The sequence below is a fragment of the Roseovarius sp. SK2 genome, from assembly GCF_028807495.1.
Taxonomy (GTDB): Bacteria; Pseudomonadota; Alphaproteobacteria; order Rhodobacterales; family Rhodobacteraceae; genus Roseovarius; species Roseovarius confluentis.
The window spans coordinates 435412-458610 of record NZ_JARAMK010000001.1 but is presented as its reverse complement, the minus strand read 5'-3'; the positions used below and the strand labels follow the sequence as shown (position 1 = coordinate 458610).

Here is a 23199-nt window from a genome sequence, read left to right as displayed (position 1 = left end):
TAAGGCGTTTTGCACCGGAAAATTATGTGCTAGGACGCCGTTGATATTGCAGATATGATCCTGCGACATCACGCGGCCTTAAGGCCTGAACACGAGTTTAGCACAGGGCTTTTGGGGGTACGTGCGAGCATGACAGGCGGCAGAATCGGGATCGGTTTGGCAGCGGCCCTCGTGGCCTCGACACTCCTTGCAAGCTGTGGTGGCGTCGACTCGCGCATTTCGCGCGGTGAAGTCGACTACGAACAGTTCACGGCGGAACAGATTTTCGGCCGGGCCGAGTACGACCTGGCAAGCGGTGACCCCGAACAGGCGGCGGAACTCTTCGCCGAGGTCGAGCGGCTGTATCCCTATTCGGAGTGGGCCAAGCGCGCCGTGATCATGCAGGCCTTTGCCTATCACAAGGACGAGGATTACGAGAACAGCCGGTCCGCCGCGCAGAGGTATCTCGATTTCTATCCCGCCGACGGCGATGCGGCCTATGCGCAATACCTGCTGGCGCTCAGCTATTACGATCAGATCGACGAGGTGGGCCGCGATCAAGGGCTGACGTTCCAGGCGCTGCAATCGCTGCGACAGGTGATCGAACAGTATCCCGACAGCGAATATACCAGCTCGGCGATCCTGAAGTTCGACCTGGCCTTCGACCACCTGGCGGCCAAGGAAATGGAGATCGGGCGCTATTACCTGCGGCGCGATCACTTCACGTCGGCCATCAACCGCTTTCGCGTCGTGGTCGAGGATTTCCAGACCACGACCCACACCGCCGAGGCGCTGCACCGGCTGGTCGAGGCGTACCTGTCGCTGGGCCTGACGAACGAGGCACGCACGGCAGGCGCGATCCTGGGCCACAACTTCAAGAGTACCGAATGGTACGAGGACAGTTACAAGCTGTTGACCGGGCAGGGGCTGACACTGGAAGCGGTGGGCGACAGCTGGCTGCGGCAGGTCTATCGGCAAACGATCCTCGGACGCTGGTTGTAACCGCCCGGGGGGCCTGATGCTCCGCGCGCTGGAGATTCGTGACATTCTGATCATCGACCGGCTGGACCTGGCGTTTCAGCCCGGTCTGAACGTGCTGACCGGCGAGACCGGGGCCGGCAAGTCGATCCTGCTGGACTCGCTGGGCTTCGTGCTGGGCTGGCGCGGACGGGCCGAACTGGTGCGGCAGGGGGCCGAGCAGGGCGAGGTGGCGGCCGAGTTCGATCTGCCCGAAGGGCACGCGGCACGGGCGGTACTGGAAGATGCGGGGCTGCCGGTGGAGGACACGCTGCTGCTGCGGCGCGTGAACACCGGCGACGGGCGCAAGACGGCCTGGGTCAATGACCGCCGCTGCTCGGGTGACGTGCTGCGGGCGCTGTCGGACACGCTGGTGGAACTGCATGGGCAGCATGACGACCGGGGCCTGCTGGACCCCAAGGGGCACCGGGACCTGCTCGATGAGTTTGGCGGGCTGTCGGGACTGCGCGAAAAGGTGCGCGGCGCGTGGAAGGCGCGCAGCGCGGCGCGCAAGGCGTTGCGCGAGGCCGAAGCGAAGCTGGCCGAGATGCGCGCCGAGGAAGAATTCCTGCGCCACGCGGTCGAGGAACTGGACGCGTTGTCGCCCCAGCCGGGCGAGGAGGCGGAGCTGGACACGCGCCGCCGCCTGATGCAGCAGTCCGAACGCATCCGCGAGGATATCGCCAAGGCGCAGGCCGCCCTGCGCGATGGCGCCGAAGGGCAGGCGCAGGATGCGCTGCGCTGGCTGGAAGGGGCTGCCGACAAGGCCGAGGGCCGGTTAGAGGAGGCGCTGGCCGCCCTTGGCCGCGCCATGGTCGAACTGGACGAGGCCGCGAGCGGCGTCGAGGATTGCCTTGAGGCGCTGACCTTCAACCCGCTGGAATTGGAAGAGACCGAAGAGCGCCTTTTCGCGATCCGGGCGCTGGCCCGCAAGCATGGCGTGGCGCCGGATGACCTGGCCGGGTTTGCCGAGGGCGTGCGCGACCAGGTTGCGACCCTGGAACAGGGCGATGCGGACCTCAAGGCGTTGCAGGCGGCGGTCACGGAAGCGGATGCGGCCTATGCCGAGGCCGCCGGGACGCTGAGTGACGCGCGTACCAAGGCGGCGAGTAAGCTGGACAAGGCCGTGATGGCCGAACTGGCGCCGCTGAAGATGGATCGCGCGGTCTTTGCCACGCATGTCACCCAAGCCGATCCCGGAGAAACGGGACAGGACGCGGTGACCTTTACCGTGGCCACCAATCCCGGCGCGCCGGCAGGCCCCTTGGGCAAGATCGCCTCGGGCGGGGAGTTGAGCCGGTTCCTGCTGGCGCTCAAGGTCTGTCTGACCGGCGGGCAAAGCGGGCTCACGCTGATATTCGACGAGATCGACCGGGGCGTGGGCGGGGCCACCGCCGATGCCGTGGGCCGGCGGCTGGCGGGGCTGGCGTCGGACAACCAGGTTCTGGTGGTCACCCATTCGCCGCAGGTTGCGGCAAGAGGCGCGCACCACTGGCGCGTCGAAAAGCGCGTGGCCAAGGGGCAGACGCTGTCGACGGTCACGGCGCTGGATGCAGGGGCGCGCACCGACGAGATCGCGCGGATGCTGTCGGGCGAGACCATTACCGAGGAGGCCCGCGCCGCCGCCGAGGCGCTGATGGCGGGCTGACCCCCGACTTTTCCTCTGGCCATAATTATCCCGGGGAAGCGGCGAAACCGCAGGTTCGCCGTGGGGGGCAGCGCCCCCTCTTCGCGGCGTCACACGCGCCGCGCGGTCAGTTGCGGGGCGGCACGAGTTTGCCGGGGTTCATGATGTTGTCTGGGTCAAGCGCCTGCTTGATCGTACCCATGAGGCCCCAGGCGGGACCATGTTCGCGTTCCATGTAGCCCAGCTTGCCCACGCCGATGCCATGCTCGCCCGTGGCGGTACCGCCGAGCGACAGCGCCAGCTCGACCAGATGCTCGGAGGCTTTCAGCACGCAAGCCTTGTCGGCGGCATCCTCGGGGTCGAATTGCAGGATGGCGTGGAAATTGCCGTCGCCCACATGTCCCAGGATCGGGCCTTCGATGCCTTGCGCATCGAGGTCGCGCCGCGTCTCTTCAATGGCGCGGGCCAGGTTCGAGATCGGCACGCAGATATCGGTGACCAGCGCCTTGGTTCCGGGACGGTGAGCGACGATGGCGTGATAGGCGGCTTGGCGCATGGCCCAGAGCGCGGAGCGTTCCTCGGTCTTGCGGGCCCAGTCGAAGCCCTTGCCGCCGAACTCCTGTGCCAATTCACCGAACATCCGCGCCTGTTCCGCGACGCCCGCGTCCGAGCCATGGAATTCCAGCAGCAAATGCGGGCAGGCGGGCAGGGCGGCGCCGGAATAGGCATTCACCGCTGCGACGCTTTGGGTGTCCATCAGCTCGATCCGGGCGAGCGGCAGGCCCATCTGCACAGAGGCCATGACCGCCTCGACCGCGTCGCCCACGGCGTCAAAGGCGCAGACGGCGGCAGATATGGCCTCGGGCGTGCCCTGCAGGCGCAGCGTGATCTCGGTGATCAGGCCCAGCGTGCCCTCGGAGCCGACGAACAGCGCGGTCAGGTCGTAGCCCGCCGAGGATTTGCGGGCGCGGGTGCCGGTGCGGATGACGTCGCCCGTGGCAGTGACCACTTCGAGCCCCAGCACGTTGTCGCGCATGGTGCCATAGCGCACCGCCGTCGTGCCGCTGGCGCGGGTCGAGGTCATGCCGCCGATCGAGGCGTTGGCGCCGGGGTCGACGGGAAAGAAAAGGCCCGTGGCGCGCAATTCCTCGTTCAGCGCCTCGCGGGTGACGCCGGGCTGAACGCGCACGTCCATGTCGCCCTGGGACACTTCGAGGATGCGATTCATGCGCTGGAAGTCGACGCAGATGCCGCCCGAGAACGCCTGCGCCTGCCCTTCGAGCGAGGTGCCGGTGCCCCAGCCGATGACCGGCACGCCGTGGCGGGCGCAGGCCTGCACGATCCGGCGCACCTCGTCTGTGTTTTCGGGATAGGCGACGGCATCGGGCGGCGCGTCCGCGAAATGCGTCTCGCTCCGGCCATGCTCTTGCAGATCGGACTTGGACAGGCTGAGCCGTTGCCCTAAAACGGGCGATAACTCTGAAATGGCGTCACGAATACCCATGTCGAACCCCTGCATTCCCCTGAAACCGCACAGTATGCGAAGCGGTTCCGACAGGGAAGCGCCCTGCGTCACAAGGCCGGGGGCAGGCGGTTGACCGATACCGAGACAGCGCAGGGCGAGGACAGCCCGGGCCGATTGCGGCGCGGATGGCAGCGGATCGACACGTTCGGCCGCAACGCGTGGCGGGTGCTTCGCGACAAGGGGCCGAGCCAGTTCCAGTTCTGGCTGATCGCGCTTTGCATCGGCATCGCGGCAGGCTTCGCGGCGCTGTTCTTTCGCAAGGGAATCAACGCGCTACAACTGCTGCTTTACGGGTCCGAGGACCCGTCTCTGATGCACAGCTGGGTATCGAACCTGCCGTGGTACTGGGTTCTGGTGATCCCGGTGGGCGGCGGGCTGGTGGTGGGGGCGATCCTGCACCGCTTCACCCCCGATGGTCGGGCGCGGTCGGTGGCCGACGTGATCGAGGGGGCCGCGCTCAACGAGGGCCGGGTCGAGACGCGGGCCGGTGTGGCCTCGGCGCTGGCGTCGATGATCACGCTGGGCACGGGCGGCTCGTCGGGCCGGGAGGGGCCGGTGGTGCATATGGCCGGCGTCATCTCGACCTGGGTCAGCAACCGGATCAACGCCGACGGGATCACCGGCCGCGACCTTTTGGGCTGCGCCGTGGCGGCGGCGGTGTCGGCGTCGTTCAACGCGCCCATCGCGGGTGCCCTGTTCGCGCTGGAGGTGGTGCTGCGCCATTTCGCGCTGCACGCCTTTGCGCCCATCGTGATCGCGTCGGTGGCGGGCACGGTGATCAACCGGCTGGAATTCGGCGATGTGACCGAGTTCGAGTTGCCCATGGCGAGCATGCTGGAATTCTACGTGGAATTGCCCGCCTTCCTGATCCTGGGGTTGATGTGCGGGGCGGTGGCCGTCGTGCTGATGCGCGGAATTTTCTTTGCCGAGGGATTCGCGGATCGGGTGCAGGCGCGCACCGGGTTGCCGCGCTGGCTGCGGCCCGGTGTGGCGGGGCTGATGCTAGGCGTGCTGGCAATCGGATTTCCGCACATCATCGGCGTGGGCTATGAGACTACGTCGAAGGCGTTGACCGGCAAGCTGCTCTGGAATGAGGCGGTGATGTTCTGCATCCTGAAGGTCATCGCGGTGGCGATCACCATCGGCGGGCGTATGGGCGGCGGGGTCTTTTCGCCCTCGCTGATGGTGGGGGCGCTGACGGGGCTGGCCTTCGGGCTGACGGCGACGGCGCTGTTGCCGCAATGGTCGGGGGCGCCGACGCTTTACGCGCTGGCGGGGATGGGGGCCGTGGCCGCCGCGGTGCTGGGCGCACCCATATCGACCACGCTGATCGTATTCGAACTGACGGGGGACTGGCAGACCGGGTTGGCGGTGATGGTGGCGGTGTCAATGTCCACGGCATTGTCGTCAAAGCTGGTGCGCCACTCGTTCTTCCTGACGCAGCTGGATCGGCGGGGTGTCAGGCTGGCGGCGGGGCCGCATGCATATCTGCTGACCATGTATCGCGTTGCGCGGGTGATGCGGGAGAAGGGGGCCGAGCGCAGCGCCAACGAAGAGACCTGCTGGGAGTTGATCGAGGACGGGGTCTATATCGACGCGAATGCGACGCTGGACGTGGCGATGCCGATCTTCGAGCGCACGGGCGTCGCGTTCATCCCGGTGGTGACGCTGACGGGCGAGGATTCCAAGCCCGAATTGCAGGGCGCGCTGTTCCATGTCGATGCGCTGAAGGCCTATAACCGCGCGCTGACGGCGGTGTCGGCGGAAGAGCATAGCTGAGCGGCGAGCGCCTATTTGGGTCGCCTAAGCGCGGTAGCGCTTCAAACTATGTTGATGTCGCGAAAAGCGTATGTACCGGGCGTAGCGCTTTCGATAGCCTCGCGAAACACATCATCGCAGAACCATACCGAGGTCGCCGCATCCCGAACGAGGTGATGGCCCTCGAAGCTCTCTTTGCGGACAAACATTTTGTTCAAGCTTCGCGAAGCTGGGGAAAATGGGTGTCCCATTTTAGGGTTCGTGACCTCTCGCACTTCGGTTTTGTCCAAGTCGATAACGGGCGCGGCGTTGTAGACATTGGCCACAAAGTAAGGCTCTGTTACTTCTGCATCGTCTTTCAAGGACCAGAGTTTCTTGATCGGCACGATCTGGCAGTTGCCTTCCGAATACATCTCGAACACGTCACAGATATATCTGCGGGCAAACGGGGCGCCGGTGAAATGCGCCGACTTAAGTCGACCGATGGTATCGGGAGGGGGATCCATTCTTCCTAGGCTTAGAGCCCAGTGCGCATCTATCTCTGCCAGAATTTCTTGGGGAAAAGGTCCAAGCGGGGCTCGATCAGCGTCCGTTGCAAACCAGCGTTCAAGGTTACGCGCGGGTTTTCGAGGTTTTGTCGTTTCCGACCAATCAACCCCGCCTGCGACAGCATCAGTATGCGTTTGCAGCCAATAAATCGACATACTACCCCTGCCTATTCTCGCCTCTTTCTTTCGGCCCTCCCACAAACCCGCTGCCGGACGATTTCAGCTCGCTCGAAGCGGGAGAGGATTTCGAGACGGTTTTTGCCACGAAAGTTCGTCACTTGACAGGCCGGTTGAAGGCGGTGTCGGCGGAAGAGCATAATTGATCCGGCAGAACCGCGGCTTTGGTCCGGGGCGAGGTGAGACCCGGTAAGACGCACAACTAAAGGCGGTTGTGCGAAAAGTGATTTCTTGTTTAAAGTGTTTTTCGTGCTCTCACCTCATCGCGGGGGGATGCCATTTTTCAATTGTTTCACATCAAAGGATTTCCGACCATGCTGACCTTTCTTCAAGGCGAGTCCACCCTACCGCCAACGATCACCGACATCCCCTGGGCCGACGCTTACAAGATCGGCGGCGGTGTGGATGCCGTCACCGGCGACACGTTCGACGGCTCGGCGCTGACCTCGACCGACACGACACCGGCCAAGGTCGGGGAGGGGCAGATTTCGATCAAGATCATTTCGACCGAAGCGGAGATGGAGCGCGAGATCGCCGTGGGCGCGTCGGGGTCCTACAACACCGGTGCGGTCGAGATCTCGGCCGAGGCGTCATACCTCAACAGTGTCAGCTACTCGGCCACGTCCCTGACCGTTCTGGCGCAGGTCGAGATCAGCGATACGGACTATGCGACGATCAAGGACCCGGCGCTGAAGGCGAAGGCGAAGAGCTTGCTGGACAGCGACCAGGCGAAGTTCAAGAAAACCCATGGCGACTATTTCATCAGCGGGGTCAAGTCCGGCAGCCTGCTGAGCGTGGTGTTGCGGATCACGGCGGAGTCCGAGTCGCGGCTGGATGATTTCAAGTCCAAGTTCTCGGGTTCAAAAGGAAACCTCTTTTCCGCGTCGGGCTACGCCAATTTCAAGCAGGCTGTGTCGAGCAGCAAGACGACGTTCGAACAGACGGTCGTGCATTTCGGCACCAAGACCGGGGCGGTGCCGCCCAAGGCCGACGACCCCGAGGAATTGCTGGCGTGGTTCAAGGACAATCTTCAGGCGGCGCAGATGCGGGCCTACCTGACCAGCTATTCCTCGCTCGATCCGAATTTCGACCGGACCGTGCCGGTGGCCCCGGCGGTCTTTGGGGAGATCACCGCGCTATACAAGCAGGTCTGGCTGGTCGAGAGCCGGTTCAAGACCTGTCCGGGCGATTACGCCGACGCCTACGCCCATACGTTCGACACGCTGACGGGCGAGATTCGCGCGGCGCGTGAGGAACTGGCCTCGGAGCCGACGAAAATTGCTGGATACGCTAGCCAGCTTGCCTCGCTGAAGACCGATCTGGACGAGATCTATGCCCGCTACGCGCTTTACATGAGCGTGAAGGGAGCAAAGTCCAGCGTGCCGAAGAAGGACAAGGAACACGAGTCGGGCGATACCAATATCTGGCATTACGGTTACGACACCTGGCCCGGGATCGCGACACAGATCTCGACCACCGAACAAAGCTAGAGCGAGAAATGGCAAATCGGCCACCGCACCCACACGTTCGACTGGGGCGGCAGTTCCAAGTACATGCTGGTGGGCTTCACGGTTGACAGCGTCTGGCATTCGCATAACGGGTCATGGAAGCTGACGACGAGCGATCCGCTGTTGAAGGATACCGCCAGCATCTACGTGTCGTCGGAATACGACCGGGGCACGAACTGGAAGGTCAAGTGGCACTACGTCGAGGCCAAGGAATATCAGTTCGATTGAAGCGCGACACGCGAGGCCGGCGCGGAATTTTTGGAAAATTCCGGGCAAGAATTTTTGAAAATTCTTGGTGCGCCTAGCGGACCAGTTGCGCTTTCATCCCCGGTTCGGGAAAGCAGGTGGCGGGCTGGCCTGTCGCCTCTTGCCAGCGGCCGATGGAGCGGCGGGTCTTGAAGCCCGGCAATCCATCGGCCCCGCCGACGTCGTGGCCCATGCCTTCAAGGCTGCGCTGCATGGCGGCGATGTCGGAGCGGTACATCTTGCCGACAGCCCCCCAGGGTGCCGCGAAGTCGCCGACGCCGTACTGGATGCGGTCGCCGACATGGCCCACGTAAAGCGCGTAGAGGTCGGACATGTTGTAGTCCTTGAGCACGTAGAAATTGGGCGTGACCACGAAGGCCGGGCCGTTGCGCCCGGCGGGCATCATCAGGAAGCCTTTGCCCTTTCGTTCATGATCAGGGAAAGGGCGGCCCGAGACGCGGGTGATCCCCATGGCTTCCCATTCGGTGATTGGACGGCCCTGGTCGGGACCTTCGAGGGAACAGGAGACGGACGCTGGTACGGTGACCTCGAAGCCCCAGTCGCGGCCCGCGACCCAGCCGTGGCGGGCGAGGTAATTGGCGATGGAGGCCAGCGTGTCGGGCACCGAGCCCCAGATATCGGCACGCCCGTCACCGTCGCCATCGGAAGCGTATTGCAGGAAGCTGGAGGGCATGAATTGCGGCTGGCCGAGCGCGCCGGCCCAGGAGCTGCGCAGGGGGCCGCTTGTGTGGCCGGCCTCGGCGATTTGCAGGGCGGCGATGAGTTCCTCGCGGAAATAGGGCGCGCGGGTGGCCATGAAGCCCTTGGTGCCCAGAACCTCGAACACGTTGTGGGGGATCTTGGCGCGGCCATAGGCGCTTTCGCGGCCCCAGATGCCCAGCAGGATGCGACCGGGCACGCCGGTCTGCTGTTCGATCCGGGCGAGGGTGGAGGCGTGGCGGCTGGCCAATTGGCGGCCTATGGCGGCGTCGCCCGAGACGCCGCGGAAATAGCGGCCCGGCGCGCCGAATTCGGACTGGGTCTGGCGTTTGGGGGTGGTTGCCTTTGACCCCGGCGGGACGAGGTCCGGCAGGTCCCAGTTGAGGCGGACGCCACCCATGGCCCGCTCGAACGTGGCGCGGGAGACGCCCTTGGCCCGGGCGGCGGGCCAGACGTCTTGTTGTAGCCAAGACTGGAATTGGCGCTCGATAGCGGCGCGGTCCTGTGCAAGGGCAGGAATGGCGACGAGGATTGTAACGATCGTCAGTACAAAGCGGATCATGGGCGAAACGGTTTCATATTGCCCGGTTGGAGACAAGATGTGGTGGCAGGCGGGATGAAATCCCGCCCTACACAGGGCGCTTCGGTTCGGTTCACGTCCGGGTCAGACGTAAACGCATCACCCCAAGCTGACGCTTGCCGCACTCTCGGGCAGTTCCTCGTCGAAGCAGCGCTGGTAGAACTCGGCCACGGTCTGGCGTTCGAGTTCGTCGCATTTGTTGAGGAACGTCAGGCGGAAGGCATAGCCAACGTCGCGGAAGATGCGGCTGTTCTGGGCCCAGTTGATCACCGTCCGGGGGCTCATGACGGTCGACAGGTCGCCGTTCATGAAAGCGGTCCGGGTGAGGTCGGCGACAGTGACCATCTGGCTGATCGTCTTGCGCCCGGCCTCGGTGTTCATCTGGGGGGTCTTGGCGATGACGATGGCGGTTTCGGCGTCGTGGCTGAGGTAGTTCAGCGTTGCGACGAGCGACCAGCGGTCCATCTGCGCCTGGTTGATCTGCTGCACGCCGTGATAAAGACCGGTCGTGTCGCCCAGGCCCACGGTGTTGGCCGTGGCGAAAAGGCGGAAACAGGGATGGGGCGTGATGATCTCGTTCTGGTCCAGCAGGGTCAGCTTGCCGTCATGTTCCAGCACCCGCTGGATGACGAACATCACGTCGGCGCGGCCCGCATCGTATTCGTCGAACACGATGGCGACGGGGTTGCGCAGCGCCCAGGGCAGGATGCCTTCGTGGAATTCGGTCACCTGCACGCCCTCGCGCAGCTTGATCGCGTCCTTGCCGATCAGGTCGATCCGGCTGATGTGGCTGTCGAGGTTGACGCGTACTGCGGGCCAGTTGAGGCGGGCGGCGACCTGTTCGATATGGGTCGACTTGCCGGTGCCGTGATAGCCCTGCACCATGACGCGGCGGTTGTGGGAAAACCCGGCCAGGATCGCCAGCGTCGTGTCGGGGTCGAACTTGTAGGTCGAATCGATATCCGGCACGCGTTCGCTTCTGTCGGCGAAGCCCTTGATGACCATGTCGGTGTCGATCCCGAAAACATCGCGGACCGAAAGCTCCTCGGTCGGTTTCATGTCGTGATCCATGTTCCCGTCGGCCATCTGCCTTGATCCTTCAATCGTCGTTTTTTCGTTCGCCCTTCCGTGCAACATATCGCCGGGAAGGGCAAGGGAAAGGGAAAGAATTACTGGCACTCGCCATGTGCCTGCCCTAGGTTCCGATTTCGAAAGGGATGCGCGTTCCATGAAAGACCTCAACGCTATCGAACACATGATCGGTCGATGCGCCCTGAACGACAGGGCCGCGTTTTCCGAACTTTATTCCGCGACTTCGGCGAAACTATTCGGCGTGATCCTGCGTGTGTTGGGTAACCGGGCCGAGGCCGAGGAGGTGCTGCAAGAAGTCTACGTGAAGATCTGGCGCAATGCCGACCGGTACAGCACGGGTGGGTTCAGCCCCATGACGTGGCTGATCACGATCGCGCGGAACGCAGCCATCGACATGCTGCGCAAGCGCAAGGGGGCGGGCGAGCAGATGCCGGAAGGACTGGCTGAAGCGATGCCGGATGCCGCACCGGGGCCGGAGGCGCAAGCCGTTCAGGCGTCGGAGCGGGAAAAGTTGGACGGGTGCTTCGACGAGTTGGAGGCCGATCGCGCGCAGGCCGTGCGCGGGGTTTACCTTGACGGAGAGACCTATGCCGATCTGGCGGCGCGGTTTGACGTGCCGCTGAACACGATGCGAACCTGGCTGCGCCGCAGCCTGCTGAAACTGAGGGAGTGCCTATCGCGATGAGCGAGGTGCCGGAAAAAGACGACGACGTGGTCCTGGCGGGTGAATACGCGCTGGGATTGCTGTCGGCTACGGAGGCCGCGGCCTTCGAGACGCGTCTTGGCGCCGAGCCCGAATTGCGGGCGCTTTACGCGCAATGGGCCGAGGATTTCGCCGTGCTGGCGGATGAGATCCCCGAAGAGGCCCCTCCGGCACGGGTTAAAGCGGCGCTGGACCGCCGCCTGTTCGCTGACGAGCGCCCGGCCCGGCGCGGCCTGTTCGAGCGGTTCGGACTGACCGGATTGGCAGCGGCGGCGCTGGTCGTGGCGCTGTTCTTCGTCGTGGACCTGCCGGGGTCGGGCGTACAACCGCCGGAGAGTCCGGTCTACCATGCTGACCTGCGGGCCGAGGGTGAGGAAGAGATCATCCTGGCGGCGGGGTATGACGCGACCACGCAGGAAATGTATGTCGAGCGGCGCGGGATGCAGGACCGGCCTGACCGCGATATCGAGATGTGGCTGATCGCCGGGGACAACCCGCCGGTGTCGCTGGGCGTGCTGCCGGAAAACGAGCGGCTGCGCCTGCCGATGACGCCGGAGCAGATCGAGGTGTTGCAAGGCGCGACGCTGGCGATTTCGGACGAACCCGAGGGCGGCTCGCCCACCGGGGCGCCCACGGGCGACATCCTGGCCACTGGCCCGCTCGAAGACGTCTGAAAAATTTCCCGAAACAGCTGAAACTTTCGGTTCGCACCTCCCGTGGCTGCGTATGGGTTGGGCAACAAGGCCCGGCTTTTGTGCATTAAGTTAGGGAGTAGAGATATGTTTAACGTGAAATCAATGACCGTCGCCGTGGCCCTCGCAGCGACTGCGAGCGTTGCCTATGCCGACAATCCGATGGTCGGCGGTGCGGCGATGTATGCCGACAAGAACATTGTGGAAAATGCCGTGAACTCGGCCGATCACACGACGCTGGTGACCGCCGTGAAGGCCGCGGACCTTGTCGACACGCTGTCGAGCGAAGGGCCGTTCACCGTGTTCGCGCCGACCAACGCCGCCTTTGGCGAGCTACGCGAAGGCGCGGTCGAGGCACTGCTGCAGCCCGCGGCTAAGAAACAGCTGACCGAGATCCTGACCTGCCACGTGGTATCGGCCGACGCGATGTCGACGGCGATCAAGGGCATGGTCGACGATGACGGTGGCGCGCACATGGTGCCGACCGTGGGCGGCTGCATGTTGAAGGCCACTTACCAGGGCAACAGCATCATGCTGGAAGACGAGCGTGGCCGCGTGGCCAACGTGACCATCGCAGATGTCGAGCAATCGAACGGCGTGATTCACGTGATCGACACGGTGATGCTGCCGGCCAAGCAGTAACAAGCTCGTAAGCTGCGGAACGGGGGCGTTCGTCCCCCGTTCTATCCTCGAATGACAAACGCAGGAGGCTGAAGATGCTACGACGCACATTCATACTGTCGGCCCTGTCCGGGGGCACTTTTCTGACCGCGCTGCCGGGATTTGCCGCGCCGGGCACTTTCGAGGTGACACGCACCGAGGCGGAATGGCGCGAGATGCTGACCGATCTGGAATATGAGGTCATGCGCGAGGAAGGCACCGAGCGCGCCTTTAGCAGCCCTTTGCATGATCTATACAAGCCGGGGACGTATCATTGCCGCGGCTGCGACCTGCCGCTTTATTCGTCCGAGACCAAGTATGACAGCGAGACCGGCTGGCCCAGTTTCTGGAAGGCGATGGACAATGCCATCGGCACCAAGCCGGATCATTCGCTTTTCGCGACGCGGACCGAATGCCACTGCCGCCGCTGCGGCAGCCACCTTGGCCATATTTTCGATGACGGGCCACAGCCGACGGGCAAGCGCCATTGCCTGAACGGAGTCAGCCTGACATTCCGCGACGCCTGAATTCCGGGTCCGATCGCGCACCGGGTGGTTTCAGGACCCGGAACGGTACGAGTGACCCGGTGCGCCCTATTTTTCCAGCTTACTTGAAGTTGCGGCTCTGCTTGATCTGGTCCCAGGCCCAGACGACCTGTTGCAGTTGTTCTTCCTGGCTGCGGTCGCCGCCGTTGATGTCGGGGTGCAGCACCTTGATCAGCGCCTTGTAGGCCTTGCGGATCTCGGCCTTGGAGGCGTGTTCGTTTGCCTCAAGGATTTCGATGGCGCGGCGTTCGGTCGGGGGCAGCTTGCGCTGGCCGCCGCGGTTCTTGCCGGGGTTCTGCGTGGCATTGCCGCCCAGCACCTGGTGCGGGTCCTCGATGCCCAGCCGGGCCCAGGCACGCGCCTCGGGGTCGTTGAACGCCTTGGTCTTGCGCTCCCACACCTTGTCCGAGGACATCTGGGCGTTCATCTCGGCCTCGGTGGTGCCGTCGAAGAAGTTCCACTTGGTATTGTACTCGCGCACGTGGTCCTTGCAGAACCAGTAGAAGTCGTCGAGCACGTCCGGCGCCTTGGGCGCGCGGTACTTGCCGGGCTGGTTGCAGCCCTCGTGGTCGCAGACGCGCGTCGACGTTTCGGATGCCCCGGACATGCCCCGCCGACCGCGCGGGTTCTTCTTTTTCGCGGATGAAACGGACATGTCGAAACCAAACGGATCGGATTTAGCCATTGGCATTCCCTTTGCGACTCGAGGCCAAGAGTGTATGTGATTGCGCGGCAAATTGAAGAGGAAAGATCGGGAAAAAACCGCGCGGTCCCGAACTTCCTTGCACGGGTCAGTCCCGGGGTGACAGATCGGGGCGCGGCGTGTCTTCGCCATCCCCGTTATCCGCATCGTCATCCGGCGTATCGTCCTGATTATCCTCGATTTCGTCAGTCTCGGCGGCGGTTTCCAGCTCTTCCGCCTCGTGGTCGTCCCACGGCAGCGGCGGCGGGCTGTCGACGCCTTCCAGTTCCAGCGGGCGGCGGAAGACCAGCATGCTGCGATAGACCGTCTGCGACGAGGTCAGGCCCTGACGTTCCTCGCTGGGCAGGATGTCGGCGCGCAGGTATTCCCAGCCCTCGAGCGCCAGTTCGTTGATCACCGTTTCCAGCCCGTGGGCAAAGCGGCCTTCAGCGCCCTTGATGCCCGGGCCCTTGCGGCCCTTGGCGGGGGCGGGGATGACCTTGTACTCGTATTTCTGGATCACGAAGTGCACCTCTCAAAATTGGCAGGACATCGTAACGTCCTGAGGCTCGGGTGCAACATCAAACCGAAGAAGAAGCGGTCAGCCGCCGGACCAAAGATCCTCGTAGACCTGGGCGATGGTTTCGGCCTCTCGGGTGACGCTGAAATGGGTGCAGGCAATGGTGCGGGCGGCTTGGGACATGGCGGAGTGGCGGTCGGGGTCTGACAGGATGGAGGCGAGCGCATCGGCGGCATCGCCCGGATCGTCCGGCACGATAAGGCCGGTTTGGCCCTGGCTAGAAAAGCTGCGGTAATAGCCGGTGTCGGTGGCCACGAACGGCACGCCCGATGCCATCCCTTCAAGCGGGGTCATGCCATAACCTTCGTAGCGGGGCAGTTGCATCACGGCAGAGAGGGAACGTGTGAGGGTGGGCAGGGCGTCGGGGGAGACCTCGCCGGGGAAGAGGATGCGGTCACTGAGGCCCGCGGCGGCAATCTGCGCCTTTAGCTTGTCGAGGAAAGGCTGGTCAGACTTGGCCGCGCGACCGATGACGAGAGCGGTCAGGCCGGGGTGCTGCGGCAAGAGGCGCAACATGGCGGCGACGAAGCGGTCAGTGCCTTTCTCGGGGCGGATGCGGCCGATGGTGGCCACGCCGTGGGTGCCGGGATAGCCGGTGGCGGCCCACGCGGCGGCGCGGTCGGGGGCGGGCGTGAAACGGTCGGTGTCGACGCCGTGGGGGGCGACGGCGCGGACATGCGGGACGAACCCGGCTGCGGCCTCGGTCGTGGCGATGACTGCGTCCATGCGCGAAATGAGCCAGCGCGGAAAGGCCGAATGCCGCCGGATCGCGGCGGAGGTGAAGACGATGCGGATGGGGCGGCGCAGCACGTCGCGGACCCAGAGCGCCGCGTGCATTTCGGGATTGCGGCGGACATGCCAGATGGTGAAGGGGTGGTCTTTGGGAGGGGTCTTGGAAAATGCCGCGGCTTGGGACTTGGTGATTGGGTCCGGGCAGCCGGGCAGGGGGTGGCCCGCAAGCGCGAGGTCGTATTGCGACACCTGGCAGCGCACCACGCTGGCGGCGGTCGAGGAAACGCCGGTGAAGTTGCGGTTAAAATTGGTGACGATGAGGTCCGGCACGCGGGGCGGCTTTCCTTGGGGTTCTCGACAGGTGCTAGCGCAGGCCGAGCGCCTTGGAAAGGGTGGTCGCGAAGTCGTCCAGCACGTCGGCCTGTACGGCGGCAAAAGCGCGGGTTCGGTCGCGCAGCGCGTCGAGGGCGGCGGGATCGTTAAGATAGGTGGTCAGCTTGGCGCCGAGGTCTTGGGCATCGGTGACCTCGATACAGGCGTCGTTAGCCTGCATCTGGGCATAGGCCTCGGCGAAATTGGCGTAGTGCGGGCCGTGGAGGACGGCGGAGCCGGCATGGGCGGGCTCGAACGGGTTGTGGCCGCCGACGTCCGAAAAACTGCCGCAGACGCAAGTGAGCGGGCTGAGCGCGTACCACAGGCCCATCTCGCCCAGTGTGTCGGCGAGATAGACGCGGGTCTGCCCGGTGATGGTCATGCCGGTGGAGCGGCGGGCGCCCTCGAAGCGGTGCTCGGCGATCATGCGCTCGATATCATGGGCGCGTTCGGGATGGCGCGGTACGAGGATCAGGAGCGCGTCGGCATTGCCGCCGGTCATGGCGCGGTGGGCCCTGAGCACGACCTCGTCCTCGCCCGGATGGGTGGAGGCGGCGAGCCAGACCGGCCGGCCGGCGATGAGGCCCTGCATCCGGAGCAGTTCGTCCCGGTCGAAGGGGAGCGGGCCGGCGACGGACTTGAGGTTCATGCCGGCTTCGGCCTGTCTGAGGCCGAGGTCTTGTAGATGGCTCGCGGTGCGGTCGTCCTGGCAATGGATCAGGCGGAAATGATCCATCAGATGCCGCGCGGTGCGGGGGAACCGTTTCCAGTTGCGGGCGGATTTTTCGGAAATCCTGGCGTTGACCAGTGCCAGCGGGACGCCTGCGGCATGGGACAGACGCAGCATCTGGGGCCAGAGCTCGCTTTCCACGAAGACCGCCGCCGAGGGGCGCCAATGGTCGAGGAAGCGCAGGACCACGCGGCGGGAATCGAGCGGCGCGAATTGATGCGTCGTGCGCGGCGGCAGGCGCTTGCCGACGATCTGCGCCGAGGTGGCGGTGCCGGAGGTTATGAGAAAGGACAGGTCGGGATGCGTGTCGCCCAGATGCTCGATCAGGCGCAGGACCGACAGGCTTTCGCCGACCGAGGCCGCGTGGAACCACATGAGGTCGCCGACGGGGCGCGGTGCGGTGGCATGGCCCTGCCGTTCGGGCAGGCGGTTTGCGGGAATGCCTTGGCGCGAGAGGTTTTCCGAGACGCGGCGATAGGCCAGCCGCTCAAGCAGATTTGCCGCCACGCCGTAAAGACGCACGGGCAGGGGCGCCGGATTGCGGGGCATCAGCCGCCGGTGTGGCTCATGTGGCGGGACATGCGCCCGTCCACGGTCTGACGGGAATAGTCGAAATCGTGGCCCTTGGGCTTGCGGGTGATGGCCTCGCGGATGGCGGCCTCGAGCGGGGCGTCATCGTTCGGCGTGTTGCGCAGGGGCGGGCGCAGGTCGGCCATGTCTTCCTGGCCAAGGCACATGTAAAGCTCGCCGGTGCAGGTGAGGCGCACGCGGTTGCAGCTTTCGCAGAAATTATGGGTGAGGGGCGTGATGAAGCCGATTTTCTGCCCGGTTTCTTCCAGCCGCACATAGCGGGCGGGGCCGCCGGTGCGTTCGGAAAGCTCGGTCAGGGTGTATTGCTCTGCCAGGGTCTGGCGCAGATCGGACAGTTTCCAGTATTGGTCCAGCCGGTCCTCGTTGCCGATATCGCCCATCGGCATGACCTCGATGAAGGTCAGGTCCATGTCGCGGGATTTGCACCATTCGACGATGTCGAAAAGCTCGTCCTCATTGAAGCCCTTGAGAGCGACGACGTTGATCTTGATGCGCAGGCCGGCGGCCTGGGCGGCGTCGATCCCCTTGAGCACCTGCGGGAGGCGGCCCCAGCGGGTAATGTCGGCGAATTTCTGTTCATCGAGCGTGTCGAGCGACACGTTCACCCGGCGCACACCGGCGGCATAGAGGTCTTCGCTGAAGCGGGCGAGTTGCGAGCCGTTGGTGGTGAGCGTCAGTTCCTTGAGGTCGCCGCTGTCGAGGTGGCGTTTCATGCCGTGGAAGAAATGCATGATGTTGCGCCGCACCAGCGGTTCGCCGCCGGTGATCCGCAGCTTTTCCACACCCATGCGCACGAAGGTGCTGCACATGCGGTCCAGTTCTTCCAGCGTCAGCAGTTCCTTCTTGGGCAGAAAGGTCATGTTCTCCGACATGCAATAGACGCAGCGGAAATCGCAGCGGTCGGTGACAGAGACGCGCAAATAGGAAATGGCGCGCTGGAACGGGTCGATCAAAGGTGCGGTCATGGGGCAGAACGTATGCAAACCGCCGATGAACGGCAAGGGGCATCTTGGGAATTGATGCCGGCGCGCAGGGGTCATAAGGTGAGTGTATGAAACGATTTGTATGCCTTGTCGCCTGTACCGTCGGCCTGTCGGCCTGTGATATTTTGCCCACCATGCAGCAGCAGACGCCGCCGCCTGACCCCGCGTCCGGGAGCGCCGAAGCCGAGGCGGAGGTGCAGACCGCGGGTGTCGCCCCGCCGGCCAATGCGCGGACCGCCGACGAGTTCGACACCACCACGGAAGAAGAGCGTGCGGCAGCGGTGCAATCTGCGCAGAGCGGCGGTGGCGACCGCGACCTGGGGATCACGGTCGCGTCGCTGGGTGCGGCGTCGGATCCGGGCATCTGGATGAAGACACCGCTTGTCGACAGCCCCGGAAAGGGCCGGGTGGAATACCCGGCGAAGGGCACGACGGTGGCGGTCGATCTTATCCCGCTGGACGCGGAGCCGGGATCGGGCAGCCAACTGTCGCTGGCGGCGATGCGGCTCTTGGAGGCGGACTTGACGGGGCTGCCGGAAGTGCGGGTTTTCGCGACAGGCGGCTGACCTTAAAGGAACTTCTCGGCTTCCTTGCGGGCAAACGGCTTCATGTGGCGGCCGTTTGCGGCCATGAAGGCGCGCACGCGGTCCGGGTCGTGTTTGGACAGGTCACGCAGCCACCACGCCACGGATTTCTGGATGAACCACTCGCTGTCCTGCACGTAAGCTGCGGCCCAGCCCAGCACGCGCTCGCGCGCCTCGGCCTCAGCCGGTTTGAGGTTGTTGAGCTTGGCGAGCGGCAGGGTGACGATCATCGCGGCGCGCCTGATCCAGTGACTGTCGGAGGTGGTCCAGGTCTCGACCTCGTCCATGCGGGTGAGGTCGGCCATCAGCCGTCGTTGCCCCGCCGTCATGGCGTGGTCGGCGATGGCCCAGCTGTCGAGGTCGGGCAGCCACGCGGTGATCAGTGCCCAGACGGCATCGTCGGGTGTGATCCGGGCCTGCGTCAGCAGCTTGGCCGCAGCGAGGCGGGCCTCGAAGATGTTCGTCCGCCAGAGTGCGTCGGCCAGCGTGACACGCTCTTCGACAGTGAGCGCGCGGCGCCATTCGGTCGTCAGGTCGTTGATTGCCGGGTTGGGCACGCCGAGATAGTCGCGGGGCACCTTGTGATAGTCCGCCATGCCTTCGGCCCGGCCGGGTTCGGCATGCGTGCGAATCTGATCGAGGGCAGTTTCGGGGGTCATGGGTGCAATCCTTTGAGAAGGTCTATAAAGGCCTGTCCCTCGACACCGCCGGAGCAGGACGCCTGAGCCTCGTCGAAGAGGCGTTCAACCTGATCGGCGGGCATGGATGACAGCGTTGCGCCCGCGTCGATCAGCATCGCGCCGCCCCTTGCGTTGCAGGTGCCGAAGACGGTTTCGAACAGTGGAGTCCGGTCGTAGGTGTTCAGGCCGTTCGGGTCTGCACCGTGCTCGAGCAAAATGGCGAGAAGCCGGTTGTCATCGCCGCCCGCCGCCTTGGACAGGGCGAGATCGCCGTGGGAATCAGGGCGCGAAAAATCCGCGCCGTACGCGCCCAGTATCTCGATCATGCGCAGGAAGTCGGGATGTTCTCGATCGTGTACGAAATTGATCGCATCGACAAAGGCGGGGGACCCGTATTTGTCCGAGGTGTTCGGATCGGCTCCGGCCTGCAGCATCAATTCCACTGCCTCCGGATCGGATCTGGAGACCACGATTTCGCGGAACGGCACGCGGCCATCCGCCAGCGGTGCCGAGAAATCGAACCCTGATTCGGCACAGGTCCTGATGGCAGATAGCGGTGACCCCGCGCCGAACCGCAGGACGCTGTCGGGAGACGTCTCGAACGGACAAGCCAGCGCGGCCGGCGCGGTCAGGATCAGGACGACGAGGCCGTGCGACAGGTAACGCACGTTTCTTATTCCACCGTCACGGACTTGGCGAGGTTGCGCGGCTGGTCCACGTCGGTGCCCTTGGCGACGGCGGTGTGATAGGCCAGAAGCTGGGCGGGGACAGCGTAGAGGATGGGCGACAGGACCGGGTCGACCTGGGGCAGGACCAGCGTCATCCAGGTGTCGTCGGCGGCCGCCTCGGCGCCGGGGGCGTCGGTGATCAGCATCACCTTGCCGCCGCGGGCCATGACCTCCTGCATGTTCGACACGGTCTTGTCGAACAGCGCATCGCGCGGTGCCATGACGATGACCGGCATCTTCTTGTCGATCAGCGCGATGGGGCCGTGCTTCAGCTCCCCCGAGGCATAGGCCTCGGCGTGGATATAGCTGATTTCCTTGAGTTTCAGAGCGCCTTCAAGGGCCAGTGGGTACATGACGCCGCGCCCGAGGAATAGCGCGTTGTCGGCCGTTGCCAAACGGTTGGCGGCCTTGTGAAAATCGGCGTTCAGTTCCAGCGTGTTGTTGATGGTCGAGGGTAGGCCGCGCAGGTGCGACAGCAGGTCCGAGATGCGCGCGGGGTCGAGCGTTTCGCGGTCGGAGGCGGCCTTGAGCGCCATCAGCAAGAGCACGGTCAGCTGACAGGTGAACGCCTTGGTCGAGGCCACGCCGATCTCGACGCCGGCATGGATCGGCAGGGCGAGGTCGCTTTCGCGGGCGATGGAGCTTTCGGGGACGTTGATGATCGACAGGATCTTCGCGGCCCGCCCCTCGCAGTAGCGCAAGGCGGCGAGCGTGTCCGCGGTTTCGCCCGACTGGCTGACGAAGATGGCGCCGGTCTTGGCGGGAACGGGAGGCTCGCGATAGCGGAACTCGGACGCGATATCGACGTCGACGGGCAGGCCGGCCAGTTGCTCGAACCAGTATTTCGCGGTGAGGCAGGCGTAATAGGCCGTACCGCAGGCCACCAGCGTCAGGCGGTCGTATTGGGTGAAGTCCAGTTCCGGTTGGGGCAGGGTCAGGCCGCCCCCGGCCTCGGACAGGTAGTGGCGCAGGGTATCGCCGATCACGGCGGGCTGCTCGGCGATTTCCTTGGCCATGAAGTGCTTGTGCCCGCCCTTGTCGACATGGGTGCTGTCGATCTGGATGGTGCGGACGGCGCGGTTGGCGCGATTTCCTTGCGCGTCGATGATGTCGAGCGTGGTGCGGGTGACGACGGCGATGTCGCCTTCCTCCAGATAGGTGATCCGGTCGGTAAGGGGGGCGAGCGCGATGGCGTCGGAGCCGACATACATCTCGCCGTCGCCGTGGCCGATGGCCAGCGGGCTGCCCTTGCGGGCGGCGACGATCAGGTCATCCTCGCCATCGAAGAGAAAGCCGAGCGCATAGGCGCCTTCCAGCCGGGCGATGGCGGATTTGGCGGCCTCGACAGGGGTTTGGCCCTGTTCCATCAGGTGATGGACCAGCATGGCGACGGTCTCGGTATCGGTGTCGGTCTCGTGCGCCAGCCCGGCTTGGGACAGTTCGCTGCGCAGCTCACGGAAATTCTCGATGATGCCGTTATGCACCACGGCCACCGGCCCGGCCTTGTGCGGGTGGGCGTTGACGGTGTTGGGCGCGCCGTGCGTGGCCCAGCGGGTGTGGCCGATGCCGGACTTGCCGCGCAGGGGCTCGTGCACCAGCAGGTCCGACAGGTTCACCAGCTTGCCGACGGCGCGGCGGCGGTCCAGTTGTTTGCCGTTGATCGTGGCGATGCCGGCGCTGTCATAGCCGCGATATTCGAGCCGTTTGAGCGCCTCGACAAGGATGGGCGCGGCTTCGTGCTTGCCTAGAACCCCTACAATTCCACACATTATCCTGCCTCTTTCGCTTGCTTGGCCTTCTTGGACTTTAGCATTTCGAATAATTTGCGCGCCATGCCCGGTTTGTTGGCCTGCGGGCTGCGGGCAATGGCGAGCGCGCCGTCGGGGACGTCGCTGGTGATGACCGAGCCCGAGCCGGTCATGGATTCGTCGCCCAGTTTGACGGGGGCGACGAGCATGGTGTTGGAGCCCACGAAGACGCGCGCGCCGATCTCGGTGCGGTGTTTCATCACGCCGTCATAGTTGCAAGTGATCGTGCCCGCGCCGATATTGCTGGCCTCGCCCACCGAGGCGTCGCCGATATAGCTGAGGTGATTGACCTTGGCGCCTTCGCCGATGAGGGCGTTCTTGACTTCGACGAAATTGCCGATGCGGGTGTCCTCGGCCAGTTCCGCGCCGGGGCGCAGGCGGGCATAGGGGCCGACGACGGCGCCGCGCGAGACGTGGCAGCCTTCGAGATGCGAGAACGCCTTGATATGCGCGCCAGATTCGACGGTGACGCCGGGGCCGAAGACCACGTTGGGTTCCACGATCGTGTCGCGGCCCAGCACGGTGTCGTAGGCGAAATGGACGGTCCCGGGGGCCGTGAGGGTGATGCCATCGTTGAGCGCGGTGGCGCGGGCGCGGGTCTGGAAGGCGGCCTCGGCCGCGGCCAGCTCGGCGCGGGAGTTGATGCCCATGGTCTCGGCCTCGTCACAGGCGATGGCGGTGGCCGAGAGGCCCCGGTCGCGGGCGATGCCGATGATATCGGTGAGGTAGTACTCGCCCGCCGCGTTGTCGTTGGTGACGGCGCGGATGAGGTCGAAAAGGACGGGCGCGGAGGCGGCGATGACGCCGGAATTGCAGAAGGTGATGGCGCGGGTGGCGACGTCGGCATCCTTGAATTCGACAATCTTTTCAAGCGTGTCGCCGGACATGACCAGCCGGCCATAGCGACCGGGATCGGCGGCCTCGAAACCCAGCACGACGACGTCATGTTGCGCGCGGGCCGCGACCATGCGGTGCAGCGTGTCCTCGGAGATGAAGGGCGTGTCGCCGTAAAGGACGATGGCGTCGCCCTCGTAGCCCGCGAGCGCGGGCTCGGCCTGCGCCACGGCGTGGCCGGTGCCGTCCTGCGTGGCCTGGTGGGCGGTCAGGATGTCGGGGTCATGGTCGTGCGCCGCCGCCGCGACGGCCTCGGACCCGTGGCCGGTCACGACGACGGTGCGGTCGGGGGACAGGGCCGATCCGGCCTGCAACGCATGGACCAGCATCGGCGCGCCTGCGATCTGGTGCAGCACCTTGGGCAGGTCCGATTTCATGCGGGTGCCCTGGCCCGCGGCCAGGACGATCAGGCTGATGCTCATATGGTTTCTCTTTCCTTCCTGACGTGCCCGTTTTAT

23 protein-coding genes are annotated in these 23199 nt (G+C 64.8%); 10 read left to right on the top strand and 13 right to left on the bottom strand.

All coding sequences use genetic code 11. From position 1 onward, the window contains the following. The first annotated feature begins 129 nt into the window (after positions 1 to 129). Complete coding sequence (locus PVV74_RS02245; protein WP_274592083.1) at positions 130 to 981, top strand: outer membrane protein assembly factor BamD; 852 nt, start codon at positions 130 to 132, stop codon at positions 979 to 981. A gap of 16 nt (positions 982 to 997) precedes the next feature. Next, positions 998 to 2644 carry a DNA repair protein RecN gene (recN, locus tag PVV74_RS02240; RefSeq protein WP_274592082.1) on the top strand — a complete coding sequence of 549 codons (1647 nt, stop codon included), beginning with the start codon at positions 998 to 1000 and terminating at the stop codon, positions 2642 to 2644. Positions 2645 to 2750: 106 nt separating this feature from the next. Here recN and PVV74_RS02235 read toward each other — a convergent pair whose 3' ends face one another. Next, positions 2751 to 4127, bottom strand: a complete 1377-nt coding sequence (locus PVV74_RS02235; RefSeq protein WP_274592081.1) for an FAD-binding oxidoreductase — start codon at positions 4125 to 4127, stop codon at positions 2751 to 2753. Between the two features lie 135 nt (positions 4128 to 4262). On the opposite strand from PVV74_RS02235, the gene PVV74_RS02230 reads away from it, so the two are divergent. Next, positions 4263 to 5927 (top strand): chloride channel protein, encoded by a 1665-nt coding sequence (locus PVV74_RS02230; RefSeq protein ID WP_274592354.1) that lies wholly within the window; start codon positions 4263 to 4265, stop codon positions 5925 to 5927. A gap of 41 nt (positions 5928 to 5968) precedes the next feature. Here PVV74_RS02230 and PVV74_RS02225 read toward each other — a convergent pair whose 3' ends face one another. Beyond that, positions 5969 to 6610, bottom strand: coding sequence for an imm11 family protein (locus PVV74_RS02225; protein ID WP_274592080.1), 642 nt, complete (start codon positions 6608 to 6610; stop codon positions 5969 to 5971). 335 nt (positions 6611 to 6945) lie between these two features. Between PVV74_RS02225 and PVV74_RS02220 the strand changes: the two genes are divergently transcribed. Further along, complete coding sequence (locus PVV74_RS02220) at positions 6946 to 8121, top strand: hypothetical protein (protein WP_274592079.1); 1176 nt, start codon at positions 6946 to 6948, stop codon at positions 8119 to 8121. 69 nt (positions 8122 to 8190) lie between these two features. Continuing rightward, positions 8191 to 8367: a hypothetical protein gene (locus PVV74_RS02215; protein ID WP_274592078.1), complete on the top strand. Its 177-nt coding sequence runs from the start codon at positions 8191 to 8193 to the stop codon at positions 8365 to 8367. Between the two features lie 73 nt (positions 8368 to 8440). Here the strand turns inward: PVV74_RS02215 and PVV74_RS02210 are convergent, their stop codons facing one another. Both PVV74_RS02210 and cobS read right to left on the bottom strand, forming a co-directional pair. Then, positions 8441 to 9667, bottom strand: coding sequence for a lytic murein transglycosylase (locus PVV74_RS02210; RefSeq protein WP_274592077.1), 1227 nt, complete (start codon positions 9665 to 9667; stop codon positions 8441 to 8443). Between the two features lie 117 nt (positions 9668 to 9784). After that, complete coding sequence (cobS, locus tag PVV74_RS02205) at positions 9785 to 10771, bottom strand: cobaltochelatase subunit CobS (RefSeq protein WP_103761551.1); 987 nt, start codon at positions 10769 to 10771, stop codon at positions 9785 to 9787. 142 nt (positions 10772 to 10913) lie between these two features. On the opposite strand from cobS, the gene PVV74_RS02200 reads away from it, so the two are divergent. The 4 genes from PVV74_RS02200 (at position 10914) to msrB (ending at position 13359) form a co-directional block, all read left to right on the top strand. Further along, positions 10914 to 11462: a sigma-70 family RNA polymerase sigma factor gene (locus PVV74_RS02200; protein WP_274592076.1), complete on the top strand. Its 549-nt coding sequence runs from the start codon at positions 10914 to 10916 to the stop codon at positions 11460 to 11462. Beyond that, complete coding sequence (locus tag PVV74_RS02195; RefSeq protein WP_274592075.1) at positions 11459 to 12154, top strand: anti-sigma factor; 696 nt, start codon at positions 11459 to 11461, stop codon at positions 12152 to 12154. The genes PVV74_RS02200 and PVV74_RS02195 overlap by 4 nt, the downstream gene beginning before the upstream one ends. 105 nt (positions 12155 to 12259) lie before the next feature. After that, on the top strand, positions 12260 to 12814 hold the full coding sequence (locus PVV74_RS02190) for a fasciclin domain-containing protein (RefSeq protein ID WP_274592074.1): 555 nt from the start codon (positions 12260 to 12262) through the stop codon (positions 12812 to 12814). A gap of 74 nt (positions 12815 to 12888) precedes the next feature. Beyond that, the gene (msrB, locus tag PVV74_RS02185) at positions 12889 to 13359 is read left to right on the top strand and encodes a peptide-methionine (R)-S-oxide reductase MsrB (protein WP_274592073.1); all 471 of its coding nucleotides are present in this window, start codon (positions 12889 to 12891) and stop codon (positions 13357 to 13359) included. Positions 13360 to 13438: 79 nt separating this feature from the next. Here msrB and PVV74_RS02180 read toward each other — a convergent pair whose 3' ends face one another. From PVV74_RS02180 to moaA, 5 genes are all read right to left on the bottom strand, one after another. Beyond that, the gene (locus PVV74_RS02180; RefSeq protein WP_103761546.1) at positions 13439 to 14062 is read right to left on the bottom strand and encodes a J domain-containing protein; all 624 of its coding nucleotides are present in this window, start codon (positions 14060 to 14062) and stop codon (positions 13439 to 13441) included. 106 nt (positions 14063 to 14168) lie between these two features. Beyond that, entirely contained in the window at positions 14169 to 14582 is a 414-nt protein-coding gene (locus tag PVV74_RS02175) for a DUF4177 domain-containing protein (RefSeq protein ID WP_338020411.1), read from the bottom strand. A 78-nt stretch (positions 14583 to 14660) separates the two neighbouring features. Next, entirely contained in the window at positions 14661 to 15701 is a 1041-nt protein-coding gene (locus PVV74_RS02170) for a glycosyltransferase family 4 protein (RefSeq protein WP_274592072.1), read from the bottom strand. Positions 15702 to 15735: 34 nt separating this feature from the next. Continuing rightward, positions 15736 to 17022, bottom strand: a complete 1287-nt coding sequence (locus PVV74_RS02165) for a 3-deoxy-D-manno-octulosonic acid transferase (RefSeq protein ID WP_274592071.1) — start codon at positions 17020 to 17022, stop codon at positions 15736 to 15738. Continuing rightward, positions 17022 to 18029: a GTP 3',8-cyclase MoaA gene (gene moaA / locus PVV74_RS02160; RefSeq protein WP_274592070.1), complete on the bottom strand. Its 1008-nt coding sequence runs from the start codon at positions 18027 to 18029 to the stop codon at positions 17022 to 17024. The genes PVV74_RS02165 and moaA overlap by 1 nt, the downstream gene beginning before the upstream one ends. A gap of 86 nt (positions 18030 to 18115) precedes the next feature. Here moaA and PVV74_RS02155 point away from each other — a divergent pair, with 86 nt between their 5' ends. After that, a complete protein-coding gene (locus PVV74_RS02155; protein WP_170067103.1) occupies positions 18116 to 18613 on the top strand; it encodes a hypothetical protein in 498 nt (165 codons plus the stop codon). A gap of 2 nt (positions 18614 to 18615) precedes the next feature. Here PVV74_RS02155 and PVV74_RS02150 read toward each other — a convergent pair whose 3' ends face one another. The 4 genes from PVV74_RS02150 to glmU are packed head-to-tail and all read right to left on the bottom strand — an operon-like array spanning position 18616 to position 23163. Continuing rightward, entirely contained in the window at positions 18616 to 19290 is a 675-nt protein-coding gene (locus tag PVV74_RS02150; protein ID WP_103761542.1) for a DNA alkylation repair protein, read from the bottom strand. Next, the gene (locus PVV74_RS02145) at positions 19287 to 19979 is read right to left on the bottom strand and encodes an ankyrin repeat domain-containing protein (RefSeq protein WP_274592069.1); all 693 of its coding nucleotides are present in this window, start codon (positions 19977 to 19979) and stop codon (positions 19287 to 19289) included. Before PVV74_RS02145 ends, PVV74_RS02150 begins: the two co-directional genes overlap by 4 nt. A gap of 5 nt (positions 19980 to 19984) precedes the next feature. Further along, positions 19985 to 21808, bottom strand: coding sequence for a glutamine--fructose-6-phosphate transaminase (isomerizing) (glmS, locus tag PVV74_RS02140; RefSeq protein WP_274592068.1), 1824 nt, complete (start codon positions 21806 to 21808; stop codon positions 19985 to 19987). Beyond that, positions 21808 to 23163 carry a bifunctional UDP-N-acetylglucosamine diphosphorylase/glucosamine-1-phosphate N-acetyltransferase GlmU gene (gene glmU, locus PVV74_RS02135; RefSeq protein ID WP_274592067.1) on the bottom strand — a complete coding sequence of 452 codons (1356 nt, stop codon included), beginning with the start codon at positions 23161 to 23163 and terminating at the stop codon, positions 21808 to 21810. Before glmU ends, glmS begins: the two co-directional genes overlap by 1 nt. Positions 23164 to 23199 lie beyond the last annotated feature (36 nt).